Raw genomic sequence first — 18,051 nt, 5'->3', positions numbered from 1 at the left:
ACAGTGCTAATTGAGGGTGACGCGGCAGAGCCGTTCCGGCGCACCGGGCACTAGTTCACGCAGGGAATGCCACTGCTGCCAACAACCGGCTTACCCGAGTCCGGCGGTGCGTAGTCCTCCGAACTCAACGAGCCGGCCATCGAACTCGCGGTGCCGCTGTCTTCGGCACTCAAGACATCGGACGGCGCAGAGTATCCGTCTCCCAGCATGACCCGAATTCGTCCGGGCGCCAACGCGGGATCCGCACTGGGCTTCACATCAATGCCCAACATTGTGGACATGGTCTTGGCGTCGGCATCGGCACCTGCGCCGTAATCGATGGTGGTACTGGTCGATTCGCCGCTTTCCGGATCCCGCACGTCGCCCTTGGTGTAACCGCGGCTCACCAGTGCCGACGAAATCGTTGATGCCAGACCCGACGTCGAGGTGGCATTCACCACGTCGACGGTGCTCGTGGGCGTCGCGGGAGCGGACGCGGGCGCGGCGTCCTCCCCCTTGAACGCGGCGGCCACCTTGGCCCGGATCGCCACCGGGTCGACGATGTTCACGTCGGCACCATTGATGGTGTCGTACCGCACCACCGGCAGCGTCTGGAAGTTCACGTTGCCGTCCGCGATCTGTCCTATGCGCTGGAACTGCTTCTCGGTCCAGCCCTTTGACAGCACAACGTCCTTGTGGACGACGTTCATCAGACCGTTCAGTTTGGTGATGTCGGTGAGGGTGCCGGCATTGCGCAACTGCTGCATCACCGAGATCAGGAAGGCCTGCTGGCGATGGGTTCGGTCCAGGTCACCGTTTTCCAGGCCGTGGCGTTGACGCACGAACGCCAGGGCCTGTGAGGCGTTGAGAGTTTGTTCTCCGGCCTGGAAGTTCGCACCCGAATAGCTGTCGTAGACGGCATTGTTCAGGCAGACGGTGACCCCACCCAGCTCGGAGGCCAAGTCGTAGAAGCCGACCAAGTTGACCTCGGCGAAGTAGTCGATGGGCTGACCAGTAAGCCGGTGCACGGCATTAAGGGTGGCGCGCCTGCCGGCCTCACGGCTCTGCTGCTCCAGCGTCGCTTGATCGGTGATGCCCTCGTTGACGAGCTTGTCCGCCTCATTGGCCTTGGTCAGGCCGTAGGCTTCCTTGATCTTGATGTGTTTGTAACCGGGTATGCCCTCGGCCGGGACCCAGTCGTCGCGGGGAATCGAGAACGCGGTGACCTTGTTGTCCGCGCCGACGTGCACGAGGATCAGGGTGTTGGTGTTGTAGCCGCCGGCATCCGAATCACCGGCATGCAGCTGGCTCAGGACCGCCTTCGGCAGGTCGTTTCCGTCCTGGTCCTTCCGCGAATCCAGACCGATGAGCAGCATGTTCATCGAGCCGTCGCTGGACTTGCCGCCTTCGGCCTCCGCACCCGAAGTGGGGACATGACTGAACGCCTTGTAAAACACCTGCCAACCGGCGCCGGTTACCACCAGGCTGGCGCACGCCAGCAGAGCGAAGACTGCTCGACCAGCCGCAGTTTTACTTATTGACCAGCGGTTATTTGATTTGGGCAGTGCGTGCTTTGGCCGCCTGCGACCAGTATCGCGGCTCATCGGTCGCCACCCCCGTGTGGCAGCAACGTACACACTGAACTACCCATCCCTCCCCCAGAGAAATCTGCATTCCGTCTAATTCTCCCATCACGGGCATCGAGATGCCATGTGACGTTTACCGAATGCACGTTGACCTGGGGTTTTGAGATCTTTACTCGCCGATGTCGCCGACGTGGCCGTGTAAAACGATGCGTCCGTCGGCGAGTTTGTAGGTCAGGTACACGATGGCGAGCTTGTTGGCCTTGACCGCATCGGCGACCACCTGCGAGCGCTGCAGCAGTTTGATGCCGGTCTCTTCGACGTGGCGGGCCTCGAACTCATCAATCCGGGACAGCCCGTCCTTGCGGCCACCCAGAATCGAGGGCATCACCCGCACCACCAAGTCCCGGATGTACCCGCCGGGCACCTCTCCGGTGTCCAGGGCGGCCACCGTGGCCCCCACCGCGCCACACGAGTCGTGACCCAGGATCGCGATCAACGGCACACCCAGTACCGCCACCGCGTACTCGATCGAGCCCAGGACGGCGGAGTCGATCACCTGACCGGCGGTACGCACGATGAACATGTCGCCCAGGCCCTGGTCGAAAATGATTTCCGCGGCCACCCGGCTGTCCGAACAGCCGAACAACAGCACATTGGGGTTCTGACCATTGGCCAGCTCGGCCCGACGCGTAATGCTCTGGCTCGGGTGCTGCGGAAAGCCACCCACAAAACGCTGGTTACCCTCTTTGAGTGCCTTCCAGGCGGACCTCGGATCAGCTGTCATACCCGTCATTGTGCCCTGACGAACTTTTGAGCTGGTTTGATGTCGCCGAACGAGACCTTCCCTGGCGCCATCCGGAAGCGACGCCGTGGCACATCCTCATCAGCGAAGTGATGCTCCAGCAGACCCCGGTGTCCCGGGTGGAACCGGTGTGGCGGGAATGGGTGGCACGCTGGCCAGTTCCGTCCGCGATGGCGAAAACCTCTGTGGCAGAAGTACTACGCGCCTGGGGAAAGCTGGGATACCCGCGTCGCGCCATGCGCCTACACGAATGCGCCACGGTGCTGGCCCGCGACTATGGCGACCAGGTTCCCGACGACGTGGAGACATTGCTGACGTTGCCCGGAGTCGGGGCGTACACCGCGCGGGCCATTGCCTGCTTCGGCTATGGGCAGCGAGTTCCCGTGGTGGACACCAATGTTCGCCGAGTGATCGCGCGAGTGGTCCATGGCGTCGCCGACTCCGCACCATCGGCACGGGACCTGCGGGACGCCGAGGCATTGCTGCCCGTCGACAACGGGGCACGGTTCTCGGCGGCACTCATGGAGCTGGGCGCCCTGGTGTGCACCGCCCGCGCGCCGCAGTGCCCGCTATGTCCGCTCAGTTCCTGCACGTGGCACGAGGCGGGCCGACCTGAATTGGACACACCCGCCCGTCCGGTGCAGAAGTACGCCGGTACGGATCGCCAGGTACGAGGCCGATTGCTGGATGTATTACGCGGCAGCAGCATTCCCGTGACGCGGGCACAGCTCGACGTGGTGTGGCTGTCCGACATAGCCCAACGCGACCGCGCCCTGGACTCGTTGCTGGTCGACGGATTGGTCGAGCAGACCTCGGACGGCCGCTTCGCATTGGCCGGCGAGGGCGGCTAGCCGACTGCCGTCGCGAAGGTCTTGCGGTAATCGGTGGGCGTGATCCCGACACCGCGGCGGAAATGATGGCGCAACAGGATCGCCGTACCGAAACCGCTGCGCGCCGCCACGGCATCGATATCTAGATCGGTCTCCTCCAACAGACGTCGGGCCAGCAGTACCCGCTGGTCGATGATCCAGCGCAGCGGCGTCACCCCGGTCTGATCGGTGAACTTTCGGGCGAACGTACGGGTCGACATATGCACGCGTGCGGCAAGATCGGCGACCGTATGCGTCTGGTCGATGTTTTCGATCAGCCAATCAAACAGTCCGCCAAAGCCGTTGGTATCCACATCGGGTACCGGCTGCGGAATGAACTGACGCTGACCACCCGCGCGCTGCGGCGGCACCACCATGCGTCGCGCGATCTTGTTGGTGATCTCGCTACCCAGCTCGCGGCGGACCAGATGCAGGCAGGCATCGATGCCCGCGGCGGTCCCCGCGCTGGTGATCAGGTCGCCGTCATCGACGAACAGCACATCACGATCCACCGTCGCCGTTGGATGCCGGCGCGCCAGCTCGTCGGTGTACATCCAGTGCGTGGTGCAGCGGCGGCCATCCAACAGCCCTGCCGCACCCGCGATGAAGACACCTGAGCAGACGGTGAGCACTGTGGCACCGCGATCTGCGGCGGCACGCACTGCATCCAGCGCCTCCGGCGGGTAACCCTCGGTGTAGGTACGCGCCGGCAACGCCACCAAATCGGCATCGGCGAGCCCGTCGAGTCCGCGATCGGGGATCAGTGCGGCCCCGACCGTGGTGCGCAGCGGAACCCCGGGTTCCACCCCGCACACCCGAAAGTCGAAATTGGGAACACCGTCGCTAGTGCGGTCGAGCCCGAAGACCTCACATAAGACACCGAACTCGAAAACGGCGACCCGGTCGAGGACCAGCGTCGCCACCGAACGCAACATGGCTGAATATTATCGAAGGTCGTCAATTCCGCCACTGTTGGCGTGATATTTATCAGAACACAATTATTGCCATGACCATCTTCGCCGCCATTCTCGTCCTGCTATCCCCATTTGCCCTGGCGGTCGCACTGAGCTGGGTCGCCCGCCGAAACAAGACCTTCCGAATCCACCTCGATCAGTTCCGGGTCGCCGCACCTCTGGGCGGGACCTTTGCCGACGATCGTGACCTGCAACGGCAACTGCACGAGATGGAAGTGATCCACTCCCGGCGCTAGCCGGTTACCCGGCCGCGACTGCTGCGATGAACTCGCACACCGCCGACCGATAGCGCTCTGGCGCGTCGTCGTGAATCAGATGCCCGGCCCCCTCAACCTTCACATAGGTTGATTTCCAACCTATTTCGGCCATCTTGGTCATCTGTCCGGGTGGCGCCACGGTCGCCGACGCCTCCATCAGTAGCGACGGACAACGCACCTGCCGCCACTGATCCCAGAAGTCGCGCACTCCCCATTCCGCAGCCGTAGCTATCCATTTGTCAATGGGGCCGTGCAAGCGCCAGCCGCCGGGCACCCGGTCAAATGCCTCCAGGAAATACTGTCCCGCAACGGGTCCGAACCTTTCGGTGACGTCGGCGGCTGATGTGAAGACTTCCGGCCAGGAGTACAGCCAGGGTTCCCATGGCCCCGTGGTACCGCCGACGAAATCCGGAGCCATGTCCTCCACGACCAACCCCGACACCAGCTCCGGATACTCCGCGGCCAGGCACCACGAATGCAACCCACCCATGGAGTGCCCAACGAGCAGAACCGGACCGTCCAGCTCGCGCACCGCCTTCGCGAGTGCCTCGACATAACGCTCGGTCGAAATCGGTTGGGCATCAATGACGTCTTGCCCTCGATGCCACGGGGCGTCATAGGTGTACACCCGACCCAGCTCACGCAGCCAGGGCAACTGGCGCGACCAGGTGCTCCCCCGCCCCATCAGACCGTGCACGAGCACGATCGACGGCACCCCCGCAGCTCTCGACAGACCGCCTTGGTCGAACAGGCGGTCGTGGTCCATGTCTCTCATCATTGCCCTGTCAACATAAGCCCCGCTGCCGGGTAGCCTGAACCCATGTCCGTGGTGAAGATCAACGCAATCGAGATCCCCGAGGGTGCAGGTCCGGAGCTGGAAAAGCGGTTCGCTCACCGCGCCGGAGCAGTGGAGAACCAGCCAGGATTCCTGGGCTTTCAGCTGCTGCGCCCCGTGAAGGGCGAGGACCGCTACTTCGTGGTCACCCAGTGGGAATCCGAGGAGGCCTTCCAGGCCTGGGCCACCGGTCCGGCGGTCGAAGCACATGCCGGCCAGCAGGCCAAGCCCGTGGCTAAGGGCGCCCACCTGTTGGAGTTCGAGGTTGTGCTCGACGTGACCGGGGCCGCCGCCAAGGCGTGAACGGGGGTTTGCTGCGCGCGCGCATGACGCGCGCCGTTTCAGTGTGCACGGTGGCCGTGGTGGCCTTGTCGGTGGGCAGCACAGCGGGGTGTGGCATCAAACTGCGGCAGGTGCCGCACGGTGATGTCGATACAAGCACGCCTCCGGGCCTGCGCTCGCAACAGCTCATCGACATGCTGAATTCGAACTGGCCGATCGGCAAGCAAGGCGTGGCGACATTGGCCGCCGCCAATAAGGTCGATGACTACACCGAGATCATGACCAAGCTGTGGGTGGACCGGCCGTACAAGGTGAGCTCGGTGGATCTCGCCGCGAACAGCTCCACTGTCCACCTGATCGCTCCCTACGGCGCCAATGTGGACATCGGACTGCGCACTAATGACAAGGGAGATGTCGACAGGCTGGTCCCGTACCAGCAGCCCCCGACGATCGCCGACTGGTCCGATATCGACACCGCGCTGTCGGCATCCGGCGGCCGGTACTCCTACCGGGCCTCCAAGATCGTCAACGGACAGTGCGAGCAGATCGCCGGAACCAACACCTCCGAATCCATGCCGTTGGCTTCGGTTTTCAAGCTCTACGTACTGTTGGCCACCGGTACCGCGATCAACGCGGGCACCCTCAAGTGGGATGACCAACTCACCGTCACCGATCGCGGCAAGGCGCTCGGAAGCTCGATGGACAAGCTGCCGACGGGCTCAACCGTCTCGGTGCGCACCGCCGCTCAGAAAATGATCTCGGTGAGCGACAACATGGGCACCGACATGCTGATCAACCGCCTGGGTCGCCAGGCGATCGAAAAGGCCCTCGCAGACGGCGGGCACCATGACCCGGCATCGATGACCCCTTTCCCCACCATGCACGAGCTGTTCAACATCGGCTGGGGCATACCGGATGTCCGCCAGCAATGGAAGGACGCCACCACACCCGCACAGCGTGGTCAGATGCTCGCCGAGGCGGACACCCACGACTACAAGCTGGATCCGGAGCGGACCACCACGCCCGCATCGAAATTCGGCATCGAGTGGTACGGCAACGCCGAGGACATCTGCCGCGTGCACGCGGCACTGCAGAAGGTCGCCGTAGGTGCGGCCGCCCCGGTCCGCGACATTCTGTCCGCGGAACCCGGTATCGACCTACACAGCGAGAACTGGCGCTACATCGCTGCCAAGGGTGGCAATCTGCCCGGTGACCTGACGTTCAGCTGGTACGCCGAGGATCGCCACCATCAGCCGTATGTGGTGAGCTTCCAACTCAATTGGGACCGCGCATTCGGCCCTGGCGCGGCCGGGTGGGTGATCGGCCTGGCCAAGGGCGTCTTCAAGAAGCTGGGATGAGCGCTGGCTAGCCGGTGACGGCGGCCTCGGAGTTGACGGGCTTACGCCCGATCACCGTGGCGAATCCGATACCGATCGTCGCCCACATGATGGCCTGCGTCGTGAACGAGTACAGCCGGAACAGATACAGGTCATGCGCCGGGAACCCCGGATAGACGATCTTCCCGTCCGCATCGAGCAGCGGTTGCGGCGCCTCGACAAATCCGGGCGTGACCGCGATGACGAGCCCCACCAGCACGACGAACACCGCGGCGGCCGCGAGCGTGGCCGTCCAGGTGTCCACGCGCTGGGATAGCTTTCGGCCCACCCACAGCGCGACCGCGAGTGCGATCGCCGCGACCAGAATCATCAGCACGAAGTACCCGGTGCGCTCCTTTATGGTGCCCTCGGCGCTTGCTGCCGGCGGATTGGCCGGGAACTTCAGGAACGGCACCACATACAGCACCAGGAACAGACCACCGGCGACCGCCAGAGCCTGTGCGCGCGGACTGAGATTGCCGACCCGTCCGATCGCCACCACGTACGCCACCGCGAAGAGTGCGCCCATCGCGATTCCGAATCCGATGACACCGAGCGCCAAACCCGCATTTGCCTGCGCGAAACGGCTGAACAGTTCCGCGCCCTCATGATGGGCGTGAACGCCGGCCGCCTCATCGAGCGCGGCTTGCGCCTCACCCCGGCCCTCCTCGTAGGAGATGGCCCTGTTGATGACGGGCTCGACGAAGATCCATCCGAAGATGAAGGACAGCAAGCCACCCAATGCGCCGAAGCCCAAGCCGCGCAAAATTATTGACTTTTCCATGTATTCGGTCCGCTGCTAGTGGCAGGGGAAACCGAGCAGATGGCGGGCGTCATGCACGAACTCATGAACGTGCATATCGCTACCGAAGATCGACACCGCACCCTGGTCGATGCCGATGAAGTAATAGGCGAGCAGCCCAAAGAGGGTAGTCACGCTCAACCACAGCGCAGCCTGGGGAATCGACACCGCAACCGGATGGCTGGCGGACGTTGTGTGTGCCATATTGCTCCTTTTCGGGATACCGCGTCCCGGGTCCGATCGTCGTCTTCTGGAATCGACAGGTCGGGGTCTGACTTTTACAGTGGCGCGACCGTCCTGGGATCACACCAGGTTCCCGTCCTGTCGAAGGACGAACTGAGCTTAGTCGACGCGGCTGGTCTGCGCCTTCGAGTGATAGTTTTGGCCTCGCATTGGTTTCTCCATGAGCACCAAGAAGCGCTCCTGGAGATCGCAAGAGGGAATCCGGTGTGAGTCCGGAACTGCCCCGCAGCGGTATGTGGAAACGACAGCGGCACTAGAAGCACTGGGTCAAGTACCCGGGAAGCGGCCGCCGGTAGGTGAGGCTCGTAGATGAGCCTCGAGTCCACGAGTCCGAAGACCTGCCAACGCGGCCGCACCTCCTGGTGCGGTCATTCGCCAGTGCCGAGGGCCCGCCTGGTGGGTAGTGCCTATGCGGCGTATCCGTCATGCCCGAAGTGTCGGCGACCCGACGACGCAGGAAGATCGATGCTCGCAGCACAGCACGGACGGCCGGTGTTCCTGGCAGCGGTCGGCGGTCTGGCAGCACTACTGCTGCTGTCGGTGACGGCACTCGCCTTCGGCACCGCCGACGTGCCATGGCGCGACTGTCTGCATTTCCTCTGGGCAGGCGCGACCGGCGGCTCGGTGCCGGCCACCGACGCGGCGAATTACCGCATCGTTGTCGAGTCCCGGCTGCCGCGGGTGATTCTCGCGATCCTCGTCGGTGCGGGGCTGGCGGTGGTGGGTGTGCTCGTACAGGCCATGGTCCGCAACGCACTTGCCGATCCGTACGTTCTGGGCATCTCCTCGGGCGCCTCGGTAGGCGCCACCGCGGTCGTGGTCTACGGGGTACTTGGCACCCTCGGGGTGTACGCACTCTCCCTTTCGGCCTCATTGGGGGCGCTTGCAGCAACCGCACTTGTCTACCAAATCGCCCGTACCCCACAAGGTCTGATACCTCTGCGGCTGGTGCTGGTGGGCACTGCGGTGGGGTACGGCCTGTCCGCGGTGACAACAGTGCTGGTGTTCTTGGCGCCGAACGGCGAAGCGGCGCGCAGTGTGATGTTCTGGCTGCTCGGCAGCTTGGGGGCGTCGTCATGGGACAAGGTGCCGGTGGCGCTGGCGGCGACCGTGATCGGCTTCCTATGCGTTGCGGGGCTCGCGCGCCAGCTCAACGCCCTCGCCATGGGTGACGAGGTGAGCGCGTCGCTGGGTTTACATGCCGGCCGCTTCAGGGTGTCACTGTTCGTGTTGTCCGCCGCCATGACGGGATGTTTTGTATCCATCTGCGGAGCAATCGGATTCGTGGGGCTGGTCATTCCACACGCGGCACGGCTGCTGGTCGGGGCGGACCATCGCCGGGTCCTGATCGTGGCTCCGGTGCTGGGCGCGTGCTTCCTTGTGGCCGCCGACCTCATCGCGCGGACCGCGATTCCGCCGCAAGAACTGCCCCTGGGCGCGATCACGGCCGCAGTCGGGGTGCCCGTCTTCGTCGGGTTGATGCGTCGCCGCGCGATGTCCGCGGGAGCGGTGGGCTGATGGACGTCACCTACCGGAATGTGTCGGTCGATATCGGGGGTACTCGGATCGTTTCCGGCATTGACCTCGAGGTCGGGGCCGGTGGGTTCGTCGGCATCGTCGGCCCTAACGGCAGTGGTAAGTCGACGACCCTGCGCTGCCTCTATCGCGCACTTGCTCCAGCCACCGGTGACGTCACAGTCGGTGGCGTATCGGTGCGGGCAATCAGCATGCGGGAGAACGCTCGTCAGGTGGCGGCACTCACCCAGGACATGTCCTTGGACTTCGATTTCACGTCTGCCGAAGTCATCGCCACCGGTCGGTTACCGCACGGCACGTCCCTGCGCGGCACCTCCGAACTGGACCGACGCATCTGCACGGAGGCCACCGAGACGGCGGACGTGACCGCACTCGCCCACCGCAAGTTCAGTTCCCTCTCCGGCGGGGAACGTCAGCGAGTTCTCATAGCCCGCGCTCTCGCGCAACAGCCGCACGTCCTGGTGCTGGACGAGCCGACGAATCATCTGGATGTGCGCCATCAATACTCGATACTCAGTTCGGCTCGGACACTGGGCATTACCGTCATCGCCGCACTACACGATCTCAATCTCGCGGCACAGTACTGCGACACGATCCATGTCATGTCCGAGGGACATGTGGTGCTGTCGGGATCACCCGACCAGGTCATTACCACCGAGTCCATCGGCCGCTGGTTCGGCATCGGTTGCCACGTCATCGCCCATCCACGAAGCGGCGTCCCACAGATCATCTTCGATGCTCAGCCAGAGAGGCAGGATAAGGAATGAAGGCACTCACCGGTTTGGCGCTCGCACTGTCGCTACTATCGGCCAGCTGCGCGACCATCGAGGCGCAAAGCCCCGGAACAACACGGGTTTCTGTCGAAAATTGCGGTGCACCACTGGATGTTTCGGTGCCAGTCACCCGAGCCGTCAGTAATGACACCGGGGTTACCGAACTCCTGTTCGCACTCGGCCTGCAGGACCGGATGGCTGGCTACTTCATCGACGCCGGACAGGATCGCGACGTCGAAAGCTCGCCGTGGAAGGCACAGTTCGGATCCACCACCAACCTGGGCCAGGGATTCACCCGTGAAGCCGTGCAAGCCGCGCGCCCCGACCTCGTGTTCGCCGGGTGGAGCTACGGATTCAACGAAACCTCCGGGCTCACCCCCGATTGGGTGCGTTCCATCGGGTCGGTGCCCTATCAGTTGACCGAGGCATGCCGTCAGCCCGGAACCGTGCGGCGCGGTATCAAGCCGCCCCTCGATGCCCTCTATGAGGACCTGACCAATCTCGGAGCCATTTTCGGGGTACAGGACCGTGCGGCATCACTGATCGCCAACTACCGCAAGACGATCGACGACGTGCAGTCACGTGTTCCGCACGGCCAGCCACCCGCACGCGTCTTTCTGTATGACAGCGGTGAGGCCGAACCATTCACCTCCGGCAAGAAAGCCGCACCACAACAGATCATCGAGAAGGCCGGTGGCCAAAATGTCTTCGCAGATCTCGATGACAGCTGGACTACCTCCGCGTGGGAGACCGCCGCCCAGCGCGATCCGCAGGTGATCATCATCTGCGATTACGGGGTGGGCCCTAACAACACCGCGAACGCAAAGATCAACCTACTCAAGGCGCAGCCCCTCATGAAGCACACCCAAGCGGTCCGCGACGGAAACTTCCTCGTGCTGCCGTACGCCGCGCTGGTCGAGGGACCGCGCAACCCGGACGCCATCGTCACTCTTGCGAACTATCTGCGAGACAAGGGATTCTGAAGACTGGCGACTTCTACGGCTAGGGTGACTTCATGAGCTCGCTCACCTCCCTAGGCTTGATGGTGCCGCCATCGCTCCCACCAGAGCGACTCCCTGACATCGCGCGTGCAGCCGATGCCGCCGGGCTGGACCAGCTGTGGGTCTGCGAGGACTGCTTCGCCACCACATCAATCGCGTACGCCGCCCTGGCGCTGGCGGTCACCGATCGAATAAGTGTGGGGACCGGTTTCCTTTCGGCACCGGTGCGCAACGTTGTGACGGCGGCGATGGACTACAGCATCCTGGCCCGCAACTTCCCCGGCAGGGTGATACCGGGGATCGGGCACGGCTGGCAGCCACATATGGCACAGATTGGCGCAAAGGTCGACTCGCCCCTGACCTTGCTCGAGGAGTATGTGGTCGCATTGCGGGATCTTTTGGCAGGCAAGGAGGTCAACTCCTCCGGACGGTACGTGCGGCTGAATCAGGTCCAGCTGGACTGGCCGCCCGCGGAATCATTACCCATCATGATCGGCGCGAACGGCCCCCGCTCTCTACAGCTGGCCGGCCGTCTGGGCGATGGCACATTGTTGACCAGTATGGTTCCCACCGAGACCATCGCCGCGCACCGCGCTCTCATCAATCCCGGCCCAGAACACCGAATCTTTCTGAGCCGCACCATCAGTGTCGGCCCCGTAGCTGCCCAGCTCATCGCCAGCGACCCCGGCCACTATCCCGGGATATCCATTGACGCCGGGGCCAGTATCGGCGGCGACGCCGCCGAGGTCGCGGGACAGCTGCTCGCGTTACGCGACCTAGGGGTCACAGACTTCATCGCATCCCCGACCGGGAACGAGCCCGATCTTGTCGGATACATCCACAACCTCGGCGAGGAAGTCAGGCCGCTGCTGCTGTGAAACGCCGAACGCCCGGCCGCCGCGTTACGCGGCAACCGGGCGTTCGAACAGAACTGCCTACTCCGAGGCGGAGGCTGCCAGGTCGGCAGCGGGCTCCTCGCCGGTGACCAGTGCGGGCTTCGGACGTCCGACGAACGTGAACTTCGCGTCCTCGCCGGTGCCTTCGCCATCCCAACCCTCGACGTCGACGGTGACCAGCTCGCCCGGCCCCACCTCGTTGAAGAGAATCTTCTCCGAAAGCGCGTCCTCGATCTCTCGCTGGATGGTCCGGCGCAACGGCCGCGCACCCAACACCGGATCGAATCCGCGCTTGGCAAGAAGCGCCTTGGCCTGGTCGGTGAGTTCCATGGCCATGTCCTTGGTCTTGAGCTGCTTGCCCACCCGTCCGATCATCAGGTCGACCATCTCGATGATCTGTTCCTGCGTCAGCTGCTCGAAGACGATGATGTCGTCGATGCGGTTGAGGAACTCAGGCCGGAAGTGCTTCTTCAGCTCGTCGTGAACCTTCTGCTTCATCCGCTCGTAGTTCGAGCCGCTGCCGCCCTCGGAGAACCCGAGGCCCACAGCCTTCGAGATGTCCGAAGTGCCCAGGTTTGAGGTGAAGATCAGCACAGTGTTCTTGAAATCGACTGTGCGACCCTGGCCGTCGGTGAGACGTCCGTCCTCTAGAACCTGCAACAGGGTGTTGTAGATCTCCTGGTGCGCCTTCTCGATCTCGTCGAACAGCACAACGCTGAACGGCTTGCGACGCACCTTCTCGGTGAGCTGTCCACCCTCTTCGTATCCGACGTATCCCGGAGGAGCACCGAAAAGCCTTGAAGCGGTGAAGCGGTCGTGGAACTCGCCCATGTCGATCTGGATGAGCGCGTCGTCGTCGCCGAACAGGAAGTTGGCCAGCGCCTTGGACAGTTCGGTCTTGCCGACACCGGACGGGCCGGCGAAGATGAACGAACCCGAGGGGCGCCGCGGATCCTTCAGACCGGCACGCGTACGGCGGATCGCCTTCGAGACGGCCTTGACGGCATCTTCCTGGCCGATGATCCGCTTGTGCAGTTCCTCCTCCATGCGCAGCAGCCGAGTGGTTTCCTCCTCGGTCAGCTTGAACACGGGGATACCGGTCCAGTTACCCAGCACCTCGGCGATCTGCTCGTCATCGACCTCGGCCACAACATCCAGATCACCTGAACGCCACTGCTTTTCGCGATCTGCCCGCTGCGCGACCAATTGCTTCTCGGAGTCGCGCAGGCGAGCGGCCTTCTCGAAGTCCTGGGCGTCGATGGCCGACTCCTTCTCCCGGCGCGCATCGGCGATCTTCTCGTCGAACTCGCGCAGGTCTGGTGGAGCAGTCATCCGGCGGATGCGCATGCGGGCTCCGGCCTCGTCGATCAGGTCGATCGCCTTGTCCGGCAAGAACCGGTCGTTGATGTACCGATCGGCCAGAGTGGCCGCCGCGACCAGCGCGCCGTCGGTGATGGAGACCCGGTGGTGCGCCTCGTAACGGTCGCGCAGGCCCTTGAGGATCTCGATGGTGTGCTCAACAGTCGGCTCGCCCACCTGCACCGGCTGGAACCGGCGCTCCAGGGCGGCGTCCTTCTCGATGTACTTGCGGTACTCGTCGAGGGTGGTCGCGCCGATCGTCTGCAGCTCACCGCGAGCAAGCTTGGGCTTCAGGATCGAGGCCGCGTCGATCGCACCCTCGGCCGCGCCCGCACCGACCAGGGTGTGCAGCTCGTCGATGAACAGGATGATGTCGCCGCGGGTGTTGATCTCCTTGAGCACCTTCTTGAGGCGCTCTTCGAAGTCACCGCGGTAGCGGCTGCCGGCCACCAGGGACCCGAGGTCCAGGGTGTACAGCTGCTTGTTCTTCAGTGTCTCGGGCACCTCGCCATGCACGATGGCCTGCGCCAGGCCCTCGACGACGGCGGTCTTACCGACGCCGGGCTCACCGATCAGCACCGGGTTGTTCTTGGTGCGACGGCTCAGCACCTGCATGACCCGCTCGATTTCCTTCTCACGGCCAATGACCGGATCGAGCTTGCCCTCCATGGCGGCGGCAGTCAGGTTGCGGCCGAACTGGTCAAGAACCAGCGAGGTCGACGGAGTTCCAGCCTCGCCACCGCGGCCACCGGTACCGGATTCGGTGGTCTCCTTGCCCTGGTAACCGCTCAGCAACTGGATGACCTGCTGACGGACCCGGGTCAGCTCGGCACCCAGCTTGACGAGCACCTGAGCCGCGACGCCTTCACCTTCACGGATGAGGCCCAGCAGGATGTGCTCGGTGCCGATGTAGTTATGGCCGAGCTGCAGCGCCTCGCGCAGGCTCAGTTCCAGCACCTTCTTGGCGCGCGGCGTGAAGGGAATGTGCCCGGACGGTGCCTGCTGCCCCTGGCCGATGATTTCCTCGACCTGGCTGCGCACCCCCTCCAGGGAAATACCCAGCGACTCCAGCGACTTGGCGGCGACGCCCTCGCCCTCGTGAATCAGACCCAGCAGGATGTGCTCGGTGCCGATGTAGTTGTGATTGAGCATGCGGGCCTCTTCTTGGGCCAGCACGACCACCCGCCTTGCGCGGTCAGTGAATCTCTCGAACATCGGTCTCCCTCGCTTCCTCGTCCGGCCTTTGCGCAAGCGGTTCATCGTGCCGCTCGGGGTTCCCCCCAAACGGCTCATCCCCGCTGGCACTAGGACCTAATCGCCACTCTAGTGGTCGGCCGTAGTCGGCGCGGTGCTCGCATACCTGGAGATGGCTCCTGAGTGCTCAGCGGAGCCCATCGGAACCCGGTGGAACCGTCCCCAAAAATACGAATCACCGCACCCGGCGGTGCTTGTTAGGCAACCGAACAACGCCAGATGCGGTGAAAACGTTTCCGATTTTGATCCGACTTCGCCGTAAGCGAAATTCCCGGGGGACCCGCAAGTCGACGGGTTTTAGGAGGCGGTCTTAGTTGGCAGTCTTAGTTGGCGGCGTTGAACGCGTCGACAACTTCGGCGGGAATGCGGCCACGCGAGGACACATTGTGACCGTTCTTGCGTGCCCACTCGCGGATCGCGGCGCTCTGCTCACGATCGATGCTCGCGCGCCCGCGACCCGACCCTGAACTCCCCCGGCCACGACGGCGCCCACTGACGCGACGAGCATGCTCGACCCATGTAGTGAGCTGATTACGCAGCTTCTCCGCATTCTTAGAAGAAAGGTCGATCTCGTAAGTCACGCCGTCAATACCGAATTCAACGGTCTCGTCGGCTGGCGCCTCGCCATCGACGTCATCGACAAGCGTAACCGTGACCTTCTTAGCCATTCCCTTTGTCCTTCCAAAAGCGGAACCCCCGTTGGTCCACTTCAAACATGCCACGGATTGCCGCAAAGTTCAACATACGCGCAAGGCTGCGCGTGTTCCACTCAAGGCAAGCGATTCACTACGCGCATAGTTGACTCATAGTTGAAAAGCGAGACAAAAATTCGGACGCGTAGATCAAAGCGTAGGCCGGACGATCGGAAACAGGATCGTCTCGCGAATTCCCAGTCCGGTAAGCGCCATCAACAACCGGTCGATACCCATGCCGGTTCCCGCCGCTGGCGGCATTGCGTGTTCCATCGCACTGAGGAAATCCTCATCGAGGCTCATCGCCTCATCATCACCAGCCGCGGCCAAACGAGCCTGGTCAACGAACCTTTCACGCTGAATCACCGGATCGATCAACTCCGAGTATCCCGTTGCCAATTCGAAGCCCCGAACATACAAATCCCACTTCTCGGTCACGCCGGAGATGCTTCGGTGCTGACGAGTCAGTGGAGACGTCTCAACTGGGAAATCTCTGACAAACGTCGGCGCGTACATTTTGTCACCGACCTGGTGCTCCCACAGTTCTTCGATGAGTTTTCCGTGCCCGTAGCCGCGGTCGGTGGGAATCTCTGCGCCCACTCGCTCGGCGATCTTCCATAGCGTGGCAATCGGTGTATCAGGCGTGATCTCCTCGCCAAGAGCTTCCGACAACGACGGATACATTTCCATCGTCGTCCACTCACCGTCCAAGTCGTAGGTCGACCCGTCGGGCAACGCCACCTGCCTAGTTCCCATTGCGTCGTCCGCTACCTCCTGTATGAGCTCGCGGATCATTGTTGCAGCGGTGTCGTATGTGCCGTACGTCTCATATGTTTCCAGCATCACGAATTCGGGAGAATGCGTCGAATCTGACCCTTCATTTCGAAAAACTCTGTTGAGCTCAAAAATCTTGTCGAAACCGCCGACGAGCGCCCTTTTCAGGAAAAGTTCCGGCGCAATACGCAGATACAGGTCGATATCGAGTGCGTTGGAATGCGTAATGAACGGCCGGGCCGCAGCACCTCCGGCGAGGGTCTGCAGGATCGGTGTCTCCAACTCCAGGAATCCCCGTCGGTGCAGAGCATCACGAACGGCGCGCATCACCGCGACACGCTGCCGGGCAATCTGGCGCGCCTCGGGTCGCACGATGAGATCCACATATCGCTGGCGCACTCTGGTCTCTTCGGACATCTCCTTGTGAGCAACGGGAAGCGGGCGCAATGACTTGGAAGCCATCTGCCAGCTGTCTGCCAGGACGCTCAGTTCGCCTCGGCGTGAGCTGATGACCTCGCCCTGTACGAACACAATGTCGCCGAGGTCCACATCGGTTTTCCAGTCCGCCAGGGACTGCTCGCCGACACCGGCAAGGCTGATCATCACCTGTAATGAGGTGCCGTCGCCCTCCTGGAGCGTCGCAAAACACAGCTTGCCGGTATTCCGGGAGAAGATGACGCGACCTGACACACCCACCTGATCACCCGTGCTGGTGTCCGTCTCCAGGTCCACGTACGCATCACGAACCTGCTTGAGGCTGTGGGTTCGGGGTACCTCCACCGGATACGGTTCAATACCCTCGGCGAGCAGCTTTTCGCGCTTGGCCTGCCGGATGCGAAATTGTTCCGGCAAGCTGGTCTGCGCGTCAGGATCAGTCACGTCTCGGCAGCTTAGCGGTAGTGCTTCTCCGGGACTGTTTCGCCGATTCCGGCGTCCGAAAATTCTATTTCGCCGAGCGGGGCTTACCGCGCTGGTCGGCCCGGTTGCGCTCGTACACCAATCGCAAACCGTCGAGGGTGAGGTGCGCCTCGTAGCGGTCCACCGTGTGCGTCTCGGGAAGGATCAATGGGGCCGTGTGTCCGGTGGCCACCACCGTGGCACCGGCGCCGCCAAAGCCTTCGATATCCCGGCGCACCCGCTCGACAAGCCCGTCCACCAGCCCGGCGAATCCGAAGACCGCCCCCGCTTGCATGCACTCGACGGTGTTCTTGCCGACGACGGAACGCGGCCGCGTCAGCTCCACCCGTCGCAGGGCGGCACTGCGGGCGGCTGCGGCATCAGAGGACACCTGCACACCCGGCGCGATGGCCCCTCCCAGGAATTCACCCTTGGCCGACACCACGTCCACACAGATCGAGGATCCAAAGTCGACCACGATGCACGCCGAACCAAATCTATGGTGCGCGGCAAGGCAATTCACGATTCGGTCGGCGCCGACCTCTTTCGGGTTGTCGACGAGCAGCGGCAAGCCCGTACGCACGCCCGGCTCGATGAGGACCTGCGGAACAGCCGACCAGTACTGATCGAACATTCCCCGCATTTCGTGCAGCACCGAGGGCACGGTGGACAGTGCCGCGACACCGGTCAGTGTCTCGCTGTCATCGCCGATCAGTCCGTCGATGGTGAGGGCCAGCTCATCGGCGGTGATCTCGGGTTCCGTGCGAATCCGCCAGTGCTGAACAACCTTGGCATGCTCGCCGGTGCCCGATACCAGTCCGAGGACGGTGTGGGTGTTACGTACGTCGATGGCCAGCAGCACGG

At 63.3% G+C, this 18,051-nt stretch carries 18 protein-coding genes and 1 riboswitch; of the genes, 8 read left to right on the top strand and 10 right to left on the bottom strand.

The genetic code is table 11. The annotated features are described in order from the left end of the window. Positions 1 to 50: 50 nt before the first annotated feature. Together HBA99_RS02590 and HBA99_RS02585 are read right to left on the bottom strand one after the other, a co-directional pair. Entirely contained in the window at positions 51 to 1,583 is a 1,533-nt protein-coding gene (locus HBA99_RS02590) for an LCP family protein (RefSeq protein ID WP_030095798.1), read from the bottom strand. A 151-nt stretch (positions 1,584 to 1,734) separates the two neighbouring features. Beyond that, entirely contained in the window at positions 1,735 to 2,349 is a 615-nt protein-coding gene (locus tag HBA99_RS02585; RefSeq protein WP_057965276.1) for a carbonic anhydrase, read from the bottom strand. Positions 2,350 to 2,375: 26 nt separating this feature from the next. On the opposite strand from HBA99_RS02585, the gene HBA99_RS02580 reads away from it, so the two are divergent. After that, positions 2,376 to 3,218, top strand: a complete 843-nt coding sequence (locus tag HBA99_RS02580; RefSeq protein WP_101312837.1) for an HhH-GPD family protein — start codon at positions 2,376 to 2,378, stop codon at positions 3,216 to 3,218. On the opposite strand, the gene HBA99_RS02575 is transcribed toward HBA99_RS02580, so the two are convergent. Further along, the gene (locus HBA99_RS02575; protein ID WP_070950251.1) at positions 3,215 to 4,171 is read right to left on the bottom strand and encodes a helix-turn-helix domain-containing protein; all 957 of its coding nucleotides are present in this window, start codon (positions 4,169 to 4,171) and stop codon (positions 3,215 to 3,217) included. The two genes, HBA99_RS02580 and HBA99_RS02575, sit on opposite strands and share 4 nt — an antisense overlap. Before the next feature lie 71 nt (positions 4,172 to 4,242). Here HBA99_RS02575 and HBA99_RS02570 point away from each other — a divergent pair, with 71 nt between their 5' ends. Further along, the gene (locus HBA99_RS02570; RefSeq protein ID WP_030095800.1) at positions 4,243 to 4,446 is read left to right on the top strand and encodes a hypothetical protein; all 204 of its coding nucleotides are present in this window, start codon (positions 4,243 to 4,245) and stop codon (positions 4,444 to 4,446) included. A 4-nt stretch (positions 4,447 to 4,450) separates the two neighbouring features. On the opposite strand, the gene HBA99_RS02565 is transcribed toward HBA99_RS02570, so the two are convergent. After that, positions 4,451 to 5,233 carry an alpha/beta fold hydrolase gene (locus HBA99_RS02565; protein WP_070950252.1) on the bottom strand — a complete coding sequence of 261 codons (783 nt, stop codon included), beginning with the start codon at positions 5,231 to 5,233 and terminating at the stop codon, positions 4,451 to 4,453. A 54-nt stretch (positions 5,234 to 5,287) separates the two neighbouring features. Between HBA99_RS02565 and mhuD the strand changes: the two genes are divergently transcribed. Continuing rightward, entirely contained in the window at positions 5,288 to 5,605 is a 318-nt protein-coding gene (gene mhuD, locus HBA99_RS02560; protein WP_046252406.1) for a mycobilin-forming heme oxygenase MhuD, read from the top strand. Positions 5,606 to 5,628: 23 nt separating this feature from the next. Continuing rightward, positions 5,629 to 6,942 (top strand): serine hydrolase, encoded by a 1,314-nt coding sequence (locus HBA99_RS02555; RefSeq protein ID WP_070932370.1) that lies wholly within the window; start codon positions 5,629 to 5,631, stop codon positions 6,940 to 6,942. A 7-nt stretch (positions 6,943 to 6,949) separates the two neighbouring features. Here HBA99_RS02555 and HBA99_RS02550 read toward each other — a convergent pair whose 3' ends face one another. Together HBA99_RS02550 and HBA99_RS02545 are read right to left on the bottom strand one after the other, a co-directional pair. Then, a complete protein-coding gene (locus HBA99_RS02550) occupies positions 6,950 to 7,744 on the bottom strand; it encodes a CbtA family protein (protein WP_070928431.1) in 795 nt (264 codons plus the stop codon). Between the two features lie 15 nt (positions 7,745 to 7,759). Beyond that, positions 7,760 to 7,966: a CbtB domain-containing protein gene (locus HBA99_RS02545; protein WP_030095805.1), complete on the bottom strand. Its 207-nt coding sequence runs from the start codon at positions 7,964 to 7,966 to the stop codon at positions 7,760 to 7,762. Between the two features lie 172 nt (positions 7,967 to 8,138). Next, positions 8,139 to 8,365: riboswitch (cobalamin riboswitch) on the top strand. 105 nt (positions 8,366 to 8,470) lie between these two features. Here HBA99_RS02545 and HBA99_RS02540 point away from each other — a divergent pair. The 4 genes from HBA99_RS02540 to HBA99_RS02525 are packed head-to-tail and all read left to right on the top strand — an operon-like array spanning position 8,471 to position 12,193. Beyond that, on the top strand, positions 8,471 to 9,523 hold the full coding sequence (locus HBA99_RS02540; protein WP_046252404.1) for a FecCD family ABC transporter permease: 1,053 nt from the start codon (positions 8,471 to 8,473) through the stop codon (positions 9,521 to 9,523). Further along, entirely contained in the window at positions 9,523 to 10,308 is a 786-nt protein-coding gene (locus HBA99_RS02535; protein WP_070931622.1) for an ABC transporter ATP-binding protein, read from the top strand. Before HBA99_RS02540 ends, HBA99_RS02535 begins: the two co-directional genes overlap by 1 nt. Then, positions 10,305 to 11,297, top strand: coding sequence for an ABC transporter substrate-binding protein (locus HBA99_RS02530; RefSeq protein WP_070931624.1), 993 nt, complete (start codon positions 10,305 to 10,307; stop codon positions 11,295 to 11,297). Before HBA99_RS02535 ends, HBA99_RS02530 begins: the two co-directional genes overlap by 4 nt. 32 nt (positions 11,298 to 11,329) lie before the next feature. Further along, a complete protein-coding gene (locus tag HBA99_RS02525) occupies positions 11,330 to 12,193 on the top strand; it encodes an LLM class flavin-dependent oxidoreductase (RefSeq protein WP_070931626.1) in 864 nt (287 codons plus the stop codon). 57 nt (positions 12,194 to 12,250) lie between these two features. On the opposite strand, the gene clpC1 is transcribed toward HBA99_RS02525, so the two are convergent. The 4 genes from clpC1 to HBA99_RS02505 all read right to left on the bottom strand — a co-directional run bounded on the left by clpC1 (position 12,251) and on the right by HBA99_RS02505 (position 18,049). Continuing rightward, positions 12,251 to 14,785 carry an ATP-dependent protease ATP-binding subunit ClpC gene (gene clpC1 / locus HBA99_RS02520; protein ID WP_030095812.1) on the bottom strand — a complete coding sequence of 845 codons (2,535 nt, stop codon included), beginning with the start codon at positions 14,783 to 14,785 and terminating at the stop codon, positions 12,251 to 12,253. A gap of 362 nt (positions 14,786 to 15,147) precedes the next feature. Beyond that, on the bottom strand, positions 15,148 to 15,492 hold the full coding sequence (gene lsr2, locus HBA99_RS02515) for a histone-like nucleoid-structuring protein Lsr2 (RefSeq protein WP_030095813.1): 345 nt from the start codon (positions 15,490 to 15,492) through the stop codon (positions 15,148 to 15,150). 174 nt (positions 15,493 to 15,666) lie between these two features. Next, positions 15,667 to 17,169, bottom strand: a complete 1,503-nt coding sequence (gene lysS, locus HBA99_RS02510; protein WP_070953614.1) for a lysine--tRNA ligase — start codon at positions 17,167 to 17,169, stop codon at positions 15,667 to 15,669. Between the two features lie 64 nt (positions 17,170 to 17,233). Beyond that, positions 17,234 to 18,049, bottom strand: a complete 816-nt coding sequence (locus HBA99_RS02505) for a type III pantothenate kinase (RefSeq protein WP_030095815.1) — start codon at positions 18,047 to 18,049, stop codon at positions 17,234 to 17,236. Positions 18,050 to 18,051 lie beyond the last annotated feature (2 nt).

Source organism: Mycobacteroides chelonae (genome assembly GCF_016767715.1).
In the GTDB taxonomy this organism is placed as follows: Bacteria; Actinomycetota; Actinomycetes; order Mycobacteriales; family Mycobacteriaceae; genus Mycobacterium; species Mycobacterium gwanakae.
This window is presented reverse-complemented; position numbering and strand designations above follow the sequence as displayed.